This is a genomic window from Pseudomonas sp. C 49-2 (genome assembly GCF_003970195.1).
Taxonomy (GTDB): Bacteria; Pseudomonadota; Gammaproteobacteria; order Pseudomonadales; family Pseudomonadaceae; genus Aquipseudomonas; species Aquipseudomonas canadensis.
Genome location: NZ_RXYG01000001.1, coordinates 757,343 through 768,307, shown reverse-complemented (window position 1 = coordinate 768,307; position 10,965 = coordinate 757,343). Strand labels below are relative to the sequence as shown.

The following is a 10,965-nucleotide window of genomic DNA, read 5'->3' as shown; positions in this document are numbered from 1 at the left end:
TTTTCAGAAGCTTTCGAAGATTTCTTCAACAACTTCAACCACTTGCGCTTCCGATCTCTCGTCAGCGGGAGGCGAATTCTACAGCGTTACACGCTGCTGTCAACACCTCTTTTTCAACTTCCTTTTGGCTTCGATGAACTGAAGCAACCTACTGCCGAAACTTACATAACTCATTGTTTACCAAGAAGTTTTCCGTTTCGACTGCGCCGGAAGTGGGGCGAATTATAGAGAGTTACAATTCGCCGTCAATACCTAATTTCAGTTTTATTCGGATTTGAGCGTAATACGCGCAAATGCCTTCTTGCCAGCCTGGCAAACGTGGGTAGCGCCCAGCTCGTATATAAAGGTGCGGTCCACAACCTCACCATCTATACGCACACCACCGGAACCCAGAAGGTCACGCGCAACGGCCGAGTTCTTAACCAGACCCGCCTTATTAAGGACAGCCGCGATCGGCATCGCCTCGGCAGCAGACAGCTCAATCTCCGGCAGATCATCTGGCAGCTCGCCATCCTTCATACGATTACCCGCAGCACGGTGAGCATTGGCAGCAGCCTCTTCACCATGGAAACGCGCAACAATCTCTTCAGCCAGCTTGATCTTCACGTCACGAGGATTGGCGCCTGCCTCTACATCAGCACGCAGCGCATTGATCTCATCCATCGAGCGGAAGCTCAACAACTCGAAGTAACGCCACATCAGCGCATCCGGAATGGAGACCAGCTTGCCGTACATCACACCCGGCGCTTCCTGGATGCCGACATAGTTGCCCAAGGACTTGGACATCTTCTTGACGCCATCCAACCCTTCGAGCAACGGCATGGTCAGAATGCATTGAACTTCCTGCCCATACGCACGCTGCAGTTCACGCCCCATCAACAGGTTGAATTTCTGGTCAGTGCCACCCAACTCAACGTCCGCACGCAAGGCTACCGAGTCATAGCCCTGAACCAGCGGATAGAGGAACTCATGAATGGCGATCGGCTGATTGGTGGAGTAGCGCTTGTCGAAGTCATCGCGCTCAAGCATCCGCGCAACGGTGTACTGAGAGGTCAGACGAATGAAGTCCGCTGGCCCCATCTGATCCATCCAAGTGGAGTTGAATGCCACTTCGGTCTTGGCCGGATCGAGAATCTTGAACACCTGGGTCTTGTAGGTCTCGGCATTGTCGAGCACCTGCTCACGCGTCAGCGGCGGGCGCGTCGCGCTCTTGCCACTCGGATCACCGATCATTCCGGTGAAGTCACCGATAAGGAAGATGACCTGATGCCCCAGCTCCTGGAACTGGCGCAGCTTATTAATAAGCACGGTATGACCCAGGTGCAGATCCGGCGCGGTCGGATCAAAGCCAGCCTTAATACGCAGGGGCTGGCCACGCTTGAGCTTTTCGATCAGCTCAGCTTCAACCAACAGTTCTTCCGCACCACGTTTTATCAGCGCTAGCTGCTCTTCAACCGACTTCATAACAGACCCGCAAGGCTCAGATTCAAAAGGGAACCAACCATACAAGATCAGGGACTAATTACAAGTTTTGCCCTGCGAACGGACACCGTTCAGCAAGCCCAGCGTTCGCGAGCTTGCGCCACAGATGATTTGGTTATATTTTATACAGTTATTTCATCTTCATCATGTCATTCATCTTTTCCATTTCATCTTCAAAGTCAAATTACCTATGACCACTGAACCGTCTAAAGCGCCGCCGCTTTACCCGAAGACCCACCTGCTCGCCGCAAGTGGTATCGCCGCACTTCTCAGCCTGGCACTCCTGGTATTCCCTTCCAGTGACGTAGAAGCCAAACGAACATCCCTGAGCCTTGACCTGGAAAGCCCCGTTGAACAACTGACACAAGATCAAGACGCTTCCGACGCGCAACAAGCCACAAATGCACCGACTGAATCGCCGTTCGCCCAGATAGAAAGCAGCCCCGAAGATACCCAGCAAGCCGCCCAAGAGCCGCCTGCACCGGTCGCCGACGCCGCCAAGAACCCACAACACCGTGAAGTGATCGTGGCCAAGGGCGACACATTGTCGACCCTATTTGAGAAAGTCGGCCTCCCCGCTGCCACCGTCAATGAAGTACTGGCCAGCGACAAGCAAGCCAAGCAATTCACCCAGCTCAAACACGGCCAGAAACTTGAGTTCGAACTGACGCCTGACGGCCAACTGCACAACCTGCATAGCAATGTCAGCGACCTTGAAAGCATTACCCTGACCAAAGGCGCCAAGGGCTTTGCCTTCAACCGCATCACGACCAAACCAGTGATGCGCTCCGCCTACGTACACGGCGTCATCAACAGCTCGCTGTCACAATCCGCAGCCCGCGCCGGTCTGTCCCACAGCATGACCATGGACATGGCCAGCGTGTTTGGCTACGACATCGACTTCGCTCAGGACATCCGTCAAGGCGACGAATTCGACGTGATCTACGAGCAGAAAGTCGCCAACGGCAAGGTCGTCGGCACGGGCAATATCCTCTCGGCGCGCTTTACCAACCGCGGCAAAACCTACACCGCCGTGCGTTACACCAACAAACAAGGCAACAGCAGCTACTACACCGCCGACGGCAATAGCATGCGCAAGGCATTCATCCGCACCCCGGTGGACTTCGCTCGTATTAGCTCGCGTTTCTCCATGGGTCGCAAGCATCCAATTCTGAACAAAATCCGCGCCCATAAAGGTGTGGACTATGCGGCCCCGCGTGGCACGCCAATCAAGGCTGCCGGCGACGGCAAGGTGCTGTTGGCCGGTCGTCGCGGCGGTTACGGCAATACCGTGATCATCCAGCACGGCAACACCTACCGTACGCTATATGGCCACATGCAAGGTTTCGCCAAGGGCGTGCAAACTGGCGGTACCGTGAAGCAAGGCCAAGTGATCGGCTATATCGGCACTACCGGCCTGTCCACTGGCCCGCACTTGCACTATGAGTTCCAGGTCAATGGCGTCCACGTCGACCCACTGGGCCAGAAACTGCCGATGGCCGACCCGATCGCCAAGGCCGAGCGCGCCCGCTTCATGCAACAAAGCCAGCCGTTGATGGCGCGCATGGATCAAGAGCGCTCCACCCTGCTGGCTTCGGCGAAGCGTTAAGGTATGCCGCTCTATATAGGCGTGATGTCCGGGACCAGCCTCGACGGCCTGGACATTGCCTTGATCGAGCAAGACCCGGCGATCAAGTTGATCGCCACGCACTACATCCCAATGCCAGATACCCTGCGCGCCGAGCTGCTCGCTCTATGCGCCAGCGGGCCGGATGAAATTGCCCGCTCAGCCATCGCCCAGCAGAACTGGGTGAACCTCGCCGCACAAGGCATTCACGCTCTACTCGACCAGCAAAACCTCAAGCCGCAAGACATTCGTGCGGTTGGTAGCCATGGCCAGACTATCCGTCATGAGCCCGCCCGGGGCTTTACCGTACAAATCGGTAGTCCGGCCTTGCTCACCGAGCTGACAAACATCACCGTGGTCAGCGATTTCCGCAGCCGCGATGTGGCCGCCGGTGGCCAGGGCGCCCCGCTGGTACCCGCCTTCCACGAAGCGTTGTTTGGCGAGCGCACTGGTAACCGTGCCGTATTGAATGTCGGAGGTTTCAGCAACCTCAGCCTTATCGAGACCGGTAAGCCTGTAGCCGGCTTCGACTGCGGCCCGGGCAACGTCCTACTGGATGCGTGGATTCACCAACAACGCGGCGAACACTTTGATCGCGATGGTCAGTGGGCGGCCAGCGGCAAGGTCGAGCCCCAGTTGCTCAATGCCCTGCTCAGCGACCCCTTCTTCGTGACCAAAGGCCCCAAGAGCACTGGGCGCGAAGTATTCAACCTGGAATGGCTGCGCCAACACCTTGCCCGCTTGCCTGCATTTGAGCCTCAGAATGTGCAGGCAACGCTGCTTGAGCTGACCGCCCTGACGATCGTTGAGTCCCTACAGTCGGCCCAATCCCAGACAGAAACATTGCTGGTATGTGGCGGCGGCGCTCACAACGCCACGCTGATGAACCGCCTGGCCACCCTGCTTCCGTCAACTCACGTCAGCAGCACCGCTACCTACGGGGTGGATCCCGACTGGGTCGAAGCCATGGCCTTCGCCTGGCTGGCCCACTGCTGCCTCGAAGGCATTGCCGCCAACCGCCCGAGCGTCACCGGCGCACGCGGGCTTCGGGTACTGGGCGCGATCTACCCCGCCTAAAATATCCGGACAGCAAAACGCCGCTTGGCCTATCACAGCCAAGCGGCGTTTTTGTATGCGCTACAGATCAGATCGAGAACGAAGACCCGCAACCACAGGTCGTGGTGGCATTAGGGTTCTTGATCACGAAACGCGAACCTTCCAGACCTTCCTGGTAATCCACCTCGGCACCTGCCAGGTATTGGAAGCTCATCGGATCCACGACCAGGCTCACACCCTCGCGCTCAACAATGGTGTCATCATCGGCCACATCTTCATCGAAGGTAAAACCGTACTGAAACCCTGAACAACCGCCGCCCGTAACGAATACGCGCAGCTTCAAGCGATCATTACCCTCTTCATCGACCAGGCTCTTCACCTTGTGCGCAGCACCGTGGGTGAATTGCAAAGCCGTGGGGGTGAAGGATTCAACGCTCATGCTGATAATCTCCCGGCGTACCGCCGCCATATGCGTAATGGCGGCATTATCCGCTTCTCCTAGAAAAGCGGTCAACTATTGTTACGGTATATCAATCTGCGCTGCCGCCATTAAAAACACAAAAGGCCCGATCAACGGGCCTTTTGATTAACGGCTCACCGGCCTTAAGGCAACATGCCCGCATGGGACAAGCCCAGCTTCTCATCCAGGCCAAACAGGATGTTCATGTTCTGCACCGCCTGGCCAGACGCGCCCTTGACCAAGTTATCGATCACCGACAACACCACCACCAAGTCGCCATCCTGCGGACGGTGTACGGCAATCCGGCACACATTGGCACCGCGCACGCTGCGGGTTTCCGGGTGGCTGCCAGCAGGCATCACATCGACGAACGGTTCGTTGGCATAACGCTTCTCGAACAGCGCCTGCAGGTCTACCGAGCGATCGACGACAGTCGCGTACAACGTGGAGTGAATGCCGCGAATCATCGGCGTCAGATGAGGCACAAAGGTCAGGCCCACATCCTTACCCGCCGCACGACGCAAGCCTTGGCGGATTTCCGGCAAATGACGGTGACCTTTCACCGCATAGGCCTTCATGCTTTCCGAGGTCTCGGAGTACAGCGAACCAACCGCCGCACCACGACCGGCACCACTGACACCTGACTTGCAGTCAGCGATCAAACGCGAAGCGTCCGCCAGCCCGGCTTCCAGCAAGGGCAGGAAACCCAATTGAGTAGCAGTCGGGTAGCAACCCGGCACCGCGATCAGGCGCGCTTGCTTGATCTGCTCACGATTGACTTCCGGCAGGCCGTACACCGCCTCTTCCAACAGCTCCGGCGCACCGTGAGGCTGACCGTACCACTTGGCCCACTCGTCAGCGTCCTGCAGACGGAAATCCGCCGACAAATCGATCACCTTGGTACCCGCCGCCAGCAGTTCACCGGCCAATGCGTGGGCAACACCGTGCGGGGTGGCGAAGAACACCACGTCGCAGGCGCCCAGGGTCTTGATGTCCGGAACGCTGAACGCCAGGCCGTCGTAGTGGCCTCGCAGGTTCGGGTACATATCGGCCACGGCCAGCCCGGCCTCGGATCGGGAAGTGATGACCACCACCTCAGCTTGCGGATGCTGTGCCAACAGACGCAGCAATTCGACACCGGTGTAACCCGTGCCGCCGACGATACCGACCTTGACCATAAACCTGCCCTCAACGAACCCACTGGAAAGCCGTCGATAATAGGGGCCGTATCGTCCTGCGACAACCGTCAACGTGACGTACGGGCGCATGAGCCACTACTATCTCGGCTACCGTGAACCTGGGAATAACTAAAAATGCTTTATCTATGGGTCAAAGCCTTTCATATCGTCAGCATTGTCTGCTGGTTTGCCGGGCTGTTTTACCTGCCCCGCCTGTTCGTTTACCACGCGCAGAGCGACGACACTGTCAGTAAGGAACGTTTCAGCGTCATGGAGCGCAAGCTGTACCGCGGCATCATGGGGCCGGCAATGGTTGCCGCGCTGATCTTCGGCGGTTGGCTGATCTACCTGAACCCGAGCATCTTTCACTCGGGCGGTTGGATTCACGCCAAGCTGACGCTGGTCGTGCTGCTTATTGGCTACCACCACATGTGCGGCGCACAGGTAAAACGTTTTGCGCGTGGCGAAAACACCCGCAGCCATGTCTTTTATCGCTGGTTCAATGAAGTGCCCGTTCTGATATTGCTGGCTATCGTAATTTTGGTCGTGGTCAAACCGTTCTAACTTCAATTACTCGGGGTACCTCCAATGTCATTGCCCGCTCTGCTTGAACAACGCCTGCGCCTGCCCGTCGTGGCGGCGCCGATGTTCCTGATTTCCAACCCGCAACTGGTCCTGGCGTGCTGCCGCAATGGGGTGGTCGGGAGTTTCCCGGCGCTCAACCAACGTGAAAGCAGTGGGTTCAAGGCCTGGCTGGAGGAAATCGAAGCGGGCCTGGCCCAGTTGGACAACCCCGCGCCTTACGCCGTCAACCTGATCGTGCACAACAGCAACCCAAGGCTCGAGGCGGATCTGGCGATCTGCGTCGAGCACAAAGTGCCGATCGTCATCACCAGCCTGGGCGCCGTGAAGGAGTTGGTAGACGCCGTACACAGCTACGGTGGCCTGGTGTTCCATGACGTCACCACCCGACGTCATGCCGAGAAGGCTGCCGAAGCCGGCGTAGATGGCCTGATCGCCGTCGCGGCCGGTGCCGGTGGTCATGCCGGCACCTGGAGCCCGTTCTCACTGATTGCCGAGATACGCCAGTTCTTCGACAAGACCCTGCTGCTGGCCGGCTGCCTCAACCACGGGCACGAGATTCTCGCCGCCCAGTTGCTCGGTGCAGACCTGGCCTACTTCGGCACACGCTTTATCGGCACCACCGAAAGTCACGCCCCGGATGCTTATAAAGAGATGCTGCTCACATCGCGCGCGGCCGACATCGTGCACACTCCCGCTGTCTCCGGCGTGCCCGCCAGCTTTATGCGCCAGAGCCTGGAAAACGCCGGTTTCGACCTCGCCGCCTTGCAAGGCAAAGGCGAAGTCAACTTCGGTTCCAAGCTCAAGCCGTTGAGCGACGAGGCCAAGGCATGGAAGACTGTATGGTCCGCCGGCCAAGGTGTCGGTGAGATTGATGATTTGCCCAGCGTCGATGAACTGGTTGCCCGTCTGGATGCCGAATACCGCAAGGCCCGTGAACAGGCAGCTCAATTGCGCTGGCCGCGCTGACCCATCGCATGGCCTGCTGCTTGAGCCGGCCTGCACTACCTCCCTGAATCAAGTGACAAGGAAGCCCGCATGAGCGACAACCGTTTCAAGATTGTGTTTGATGGAGCCCTGCTCCCGGGTGTCGAAAGCACCACGGCCAAGCTGAACCTGGCCGAGCTGTTCAAGAGTGACGTCGAAGCCATCGAGAAGCTCTTCACCGGTCGCCCTGTCGCACTCAAACGTGACCTGTCGCGCCCGGATGCGGAAACCTACCTCACCGCACTGAAAAACGCCGGTGTCGATGCGCGCATTGAGCCCGAACAGCCTGTGGCCTTCAGCCTGGCTGAAACTCACGAGACAGACTCTGGCAGTTTCTCGCGCCCTGCGGCCTCACCGTATGCACCACCGCGCTCCGCCGTGGGTGATGACCTGCCGGAGTACGCCACCCTCAAGGTGTTCACTATCCACGGACGCATCGGTCGTCTGCGTTATCTCGCCTGGACCCTGGTGTTGACCCTGGCCCTGTTGGTTGCCGGCGGCATCATCAGCACCGTCAGCTTTGCCGTTGCCACCGCTTCGCCGACCGCTGGCACCATCCTCGGCGTATTGCTGGGCCTCGCATTGTTTGTTGCGCTGGTCTGGGTCAGTGTACAAATCGGTGTGCAGCGCCTGCACGACCTGGGTTGGTCGGGCTGGTTGTACTTCCTCAACCTGGTTCCGCTGGTGAACAGCGTCTTCCCGATCCTGCTGCTGGTATTGCCGGGCAATGCAGGCGCCAACCAGTACGGCGCGCCACCACCACGCAACTCCACGGCGGTAAAAGTCCTGGCCACCCTGTGGCTGGCGTTTATCCCGGTCATGCTTGCCATCGTGGTGACCCTGGGCATGAACGGTTACCTGAACCAGCTCGAAGCCAACATGGACAGCAGCTACGAAAGCAGCTCCATCACCTCCGATGAAGATGCCGACCAAGCCGCGACCGTCGAAGAAGACGAAGCACAGAGTGCTGACGAAGCGGGCGAACCTGTAGACTCTCCAGAACAGTGAAGAAACGCCCCCGGCCTGTGATGCCTTTGTCACAGGCGCGGCGGCGTTGCGATGGAGAAAGGCATGACCCGTTACGCTCTGATCACCGGCGCCTCCAGCGGCATTGGCCTGGCCATGGCCGAAGCCCTGGCCCGTCGCGGCCGCAGCTTGATTCTGGTGGCCCGCCAGCGTGATCAGTTGGAAAGCATTGCAATCGAATTGACCCAACGGTTTGGTGTCGAGGTGCTGTTCCGAGCCTGCGACCTGGGCGAGCCGTTGCGCTTGTCCGGGTTCCTGCTGGAGCTTGAAGAAGGCGAGCGGCAGATCGACCTGCTGGTGAACTGCGCCGGTATCGGCACCAGCGGGCCATTCCTGGCCCAGGACTGGATGACCGAACAAGACCTCATGGAGGTCAACATCCTCGCCCTGACCCGTATGTGCCACGCGCTCGGTAACACCATGGCGCTGCACGGCGGCGGGCAGATTCTCAATGTGGCGTCCATCGCGGCGTTCCAGCCCGGCCCGTGGATGAGCACTTATTACGCCAGCAAGGCCTATGTACTGCATTTCTCCGAAGGCCTGCGCGAAGAACTGAAAACCTGCGGCATCAAGGTCTCGGTGCTCTGCCCCGGCCCGACACGCACCGCGTTCTTCGGCACCGCGCAGATGGACACCGCCAAGCTCGACCGCAGCCAACAGCTGATGAGCCCCGAAGAAGTGGCGCTCTACACCGTACGCGCACTGGAAAAGAACAAAGCCATCATCATTCCCGGCCGTCGCAACCGCTGGATCGCCTTCAGCCCGCGTTTCAGCCCACGCTGGCTGACCCGCAAGATTGCCGGCGCCATCAACAAGGCCTATTGCCCACGTTGATTGGCTGAGTACACTCACCTTGCACATTCATAATGGAGAAACAGCTGTGGATACTCTGTTCACCAAGATCATCAACAGAGAAATACCCGCGGATATCATCTACGAAGATGATCAAGTCCTGGCGTTCAAGGACATCCATCCGGCGGCGCCTGTGCATTTCCTGGTCATTCCCAAGAAACACATCCCCACGCTCAATGACCTGACTGAAGAAGATAAAGCCCTGGCCGGTCATATCCTGTTCACCGCCCAGCGCCTGGCTGTAGAACAAGGGTGTGAAGAAGGTTTCCGGGTGGTGATGAACTGCAACCCGAAAGGCGGGCAGACCGTTTATCACATCCATATGCATGTGCTGGGTCAGCGCCAGATGAACTGGCCGCCGGGCTGATCAGCCTTTCAGCAAAGGTCGCAGTCCAGGCTGCGACCCCATGTCCTTGATGCAGCGCAAACGCTTCCCCCTCTCTTGCGGTAAACTGGCCGCCGAGATTCTTCCCGGAGGTCAGCATGACTACCCAACGTCACTACTCGCCGATTGACCGTCTGTTGCTGCAAGCCGATATGGCCATGCGCACGCTGCTGCCATTCAGCGGCCAGCCGTATCGCCCTTCGCCCGCGATCGTGCAGCCCGACGCCCAGATGAGCGAGACCGAGACCCGCCACGTTGCCGGCCTGATGCGTATCAATCATACCGGCGAAGTCTGCGCCCAGGCGCTGTACCAGGGCCAGGCCCTGACCGCCAAGCTGCCGCAGGTCCGTGCCGCCATGGAACATGCCGCCGAGGAAGAAATCGACCACCTGGCCTGGTGCGAGCAACGCATTCGCCAATTGGGCAGTCACCCGAGCGTGCTGAACCCTTTATTTTACGGCTTGTCGTTCGGGATTGGCGCCGCTGCCGGCCTGATCAGCGACAAAGTCAGCCTGGGTTTTGTCGCCGCGACCGAACATCAAGTGTGCAAACACCTGGATGAGCATCTGGAACAACTGCCAGCCGAGGACGAAAAGTCCCGGGCGATTCTTGAGCAGATGCGCATCGATGAAGAACACCACGCGGAAAGCGCGCTGGATGCGGGCGGTTTCCGGTTTCCGGCGCCGGTGCGGTTCGGCATGAGTCTCTTGGCCAAAGTCATGACCAAAAGCACCTATAGAATTTGAATGCATCGAACCGAAAAAAGGGCGCTATCACAGCGCCCTTTCTTTTTGCCCGCCGATTGAGTGATCAACCCAACTCGATGATTTCGTAATCGTGGGTGATGGCCACACCGGCCGCGCCCAGCATAATCGACGCCGAGCAATACTTCTCGGCCGACAGCTCGATAGCACGCTTGACCTGGGCTTCTTTCAGCGCCCGGCCCTTCACCACGAAATGCATGTGGATTTTGGTGAATACCTTGGGGTCTTCAGTGGCACGCTCGGCTTCCAGGAAGGCTTCGCAGCTTTCCACGGCCTGGCGGGATTTCTTCAGGATGCTGACCACGTCGAAATTGCTGCAACCGCCTACGCCCAGCAGGAGCATTTCCATCGGGCGTACGCCCAGGTTACGGCCACCGGCTTCCGGCGGGCCATCCATGACCACCACATGGCCACTGCCCGACTCACCGAGGAACATGGCTTCGCCCGCCCATTGGATGCGTGCCTTCATCGCCCAGACTCCACTGCTAAAAAAGGGTCGCCAGCTTAGCACAGGGCCCGCCTGCGTCAGCGTTTGCAACAAAAGCGATCAATAGCAGGCTTTGCGC

13 protein-coding genes are annotated in these 10,965 nt (G+C 58.7%); 9 read left to right on the top strand and 4 right to left on the bottom strand.

What is annotated here, in order from left to right; genetic code table 11:
- On the top strand, nucleotides 1-228 hold a 228-nt coding region (locus tag EJ576_RS29865; RefSeq protein ID WP_218570329.1), incomplete at its 5' end, for a hypothetical protein.
- A gap of 36 nt (nucleotides 229-264) precedes the next feature.
- On the opposite strand, the gene tyrS is transcribed toward EJ576_RS29865, so the two are convergent.
- Nucleotides 265-1,464: a tyrosine--tRNA ligase gene (gene tyrS / locus EJ576_RS03590; protein ID WP_126569575.1), complete on the bottom strand. Its 1,200-nt coding sequence runs from the start codon at nucleotides 1,462-1,464 to the stop codon at nucleotides 265-267.
- A 208-nt stretch (nucleotides 1,465-1,672) separates the two neighbouring features.
- On the opposite strand from tyrS, the gene EJ576_RS03580 reads away from it, so the two are divergent.
- Nucleotides 1,673-3,091, top strand: coding sequence for a peptidoglycan DD-metalloendopeptidase family protein (locus tag EJ576_RS03580; protein WP_122729394.1), 1,419 nt, complete (start codon nucleotides 1,673-1,675; stop codon nucleotides 3,089-3,091).
- Nucleotides 3,092-3,094: 3 nt separating this feature from the next.
- On the top strand, nucleotides 3,095-4,186 hold the full coding sequence (locus EJ576_RS03575) for an anhydro-N-acetylmuramic acid kinase (protein WP_126569574.1): 1,092 nt from the start codon (nucleotides 3,095-3,097) through the stop codon (nucleotides 4,184-4,186).
- Between the two features lie 67 nt (nucleotides 4,187-4,253).
- Here EJ576_RS03575 and erpA read toward each other — a convergent pair whose 3' ends face one another.
- Both erpA and argC read right to left on the bottom strand, forming a co-directional pair.
- On the bottom strand, nucleotides 4,254-4,604 hold the full coding sequence (erpA, locus tag EJ576_RS03570) for an iron-sulfur cluster insertion protein ErpA (RefSeq protein WP_003176443.1): 351 nt from the start codon (nucleotides 4,602-4,604) through the stop codon (nucleotides 4,254-4,256).
- A 164-nt stretch (nucleotides 4,605-4,768) separates the two neighbouring features.
- Nucleotides 4,769-5,803 carry an N-acetyl-gamma-glutamyl-phosphate reductase gene (argC, locus tag EJ576_RS03565; protein WP_010206935.1) on the bottom strand — a complete coding sequence of 345 codons (1,035 nt, stop codon included), beginning with the start codon at nucleotides 5,801-5,803 and terminating at the stop codon, nucleotides 4,769-4,771.
- A gap of 135 nt (nucleotides 5,804-5,938) precedes the next feature.
- Here argC and hemJ point away from each other — a divergent pair, with 135 nt between their 5' ends.
- The 6 genes from hemJ (at nucleotide 5,939) to coq7 (ending at nucleotide 10,381) form a co-directional block, all read left to right on the top strand.
- Entirely contained in the window at nucleotides 5,939-6,367 is a 429-nt protein-coding gene (gene hemJ, locus EJ576_RS03560; protein WP_028618141.1) for a protoporphyrinogen oxidase HemJ, read from the top strand.
- A 24-nt stretch (nucleotides 6,368-6,391) separates the two neighbouring features.
- Nucleotides 6,392-7,354, top strand: a complete 963-nt coding sequence (locus EJ576_RS03555) for a nitronate monooxygenase family protein (RefSeq protein ID WP_025857066.1) — start codon at nucleotides 6,392-6,394, stop codon at nucleotides 7,352-7,354.
- Nucleotides 7,355-7,423: 69 nt separating this feature from the next.
- Nucleotides 7,424-8,380 carry a DUF805 domain-containing protein gene (locus EJ576_RS03550; RefSeq protein ID WP_028618142.1) on the top strand — a complete coding sequence of 319 codons (957 nt, stop codon included), beginning with the start codon at nucleotides 7,424-7,426 and terminating at the stop codon, nucleotides 8,378-8,380.
- 63 nt (nucleotides 8,381-8,443) lie between these two features.
- Entirely contained in the window at nucleotides 8,444-9,232 is a 789-nt protein-coding gene (locus tag EJ576_RS03545; RefSeq protein WP_016977897.1) for an SDR family oxidoreductase, read from the top strand.
- Nucleotides 9,233-9,278: 46 nt separating this feature from the next.
- Nucleotides 9,279-9,617 (top strand): histidine triad nucleotide-binding protein, encoded by a 339-nt coding sequence (locus EJ576_RS03540; RefSeq protein ID WP_010206940.1) that lies wholly within the window; start codon nucleotides 9,279-9,281, stop codon nucleotides 9,615-9,617.
- 116 nt (nucleotides 9,618-9,733) lie between these two features.
- The gene (gene coq7 / locus EJ576_RS03535; protein ID WP_015886151.1) at nucleotides 9,734-10,381 is read left to right on the top strand and encodes a 2-polyprenyl-3-methyl-6-methoxy-1,4-benzoquinone monooxygenase; all 648 of its coding nucleotides are present in this window, start codon (nucleotides 9,734-9,736) and stop codon (nucleotides 10,379-10,381) included.
- 64 nt (nucleotides 10,382-10,445) lie between these two features.
- On the opposite strand, the gene EJ576_RS03530 is transcribed toward coq7, so the two are convergent.
- Nucleotides 10,446-10,868, bottom strand: coding sequence for an OsmC family protein (locus tag EJ576_RS03530; protein ID WP_005792019.1), 423 nt, complete (start codon nucleotides 10,866-10,868; stop codon nucleotides 10,446-10,448).
- Nucleotides 10,869-10,965 lie beyond the last annotated feature (97 nt).

What these genes read in the sequence shown, in the direction of transcription:
- argC (WP_010206935.1), bottom strand. Translation starts at nt 5,803, where the DNA reads ATGGTCAAGGTCGGTATCGTCGGCGGCACGGGTTACACCGGTGTCGAA.
- EJ576_RS03550 (WP_028618142.1), top strand. Translation starts at nt 7,424, where the DNA reads ATGAGCGACAACCGTTTCAAGATTGTGTTTGATGGAGCCCTGCTCCCG.
- EJ576_RS03530 (WP_005792019.1), bottom strand. Translation starts at nt 10,868, where the DNA reads ATGAAGGCACGCATCCAATGGGCGGGCGAAGCCATGTTCCTCGGTGAG.
- coq7 (WP_015886151.1), top strand. Translation starts at nt 9,734, where the DNA reads ATGACTACCCAACGTCACTACTCGCCGATTGACCGTCTGTTGCTGCAA.
- EJ576_RS03575 (WP_126569574.1), top strand. Translation starts at nt 3,095, where the DNA reads ATGCCGCTCTATATAGGCGTGATGTCCGGGACCAGCCTCGACGGCCTG.
- EJ576_RS03580 (WP_122729394.1), top strand. Translation starts at nt 1,673, where the DNA reads ATGACCACTGAACCGTCTAAAGCGCCGCCGCTTTACCCGAAGACCCAC.
- tyrS (WP_126569575.1), bottom strand. Translation starts at nt 1,464, where the DNA reads ATGAAGTCGGTTGAAGAGCAGCTAGCGCTGATAAAACGTGGTGCGGAA.
- hemJ (WP_028618141.1), top strand. Translation starts at nt 5,939, where the DNA reads ATGCTTTATCTATGGGTCAAAGCCTTTCATATCGTCAGCATTGTCTGC.
- erpA (WP_003176443.1), bottom strand. Translation starts at nt 4,604, where the DNA reads ATGAGCGTTGAATCCTTCACCCCCACGGCTTTGCAATTCACCCACGGT.
- EJ576_RS03545 (WP_016977897.1), top strand. Translation starts at nt 8,444, where the DNA reads ATGACCCGTTACGCTCTGATCACCGGCGCCTCCAGCGGCATTGGCCTG.
- EJ576_RS03555 (WP_025857066.1), top strand. Translation starts at nt 6,392, where the DNA reads ATGTCATTGCCCGCTCTGCTTGAACAACGCCTGCGCCTGCCCGTCGTG.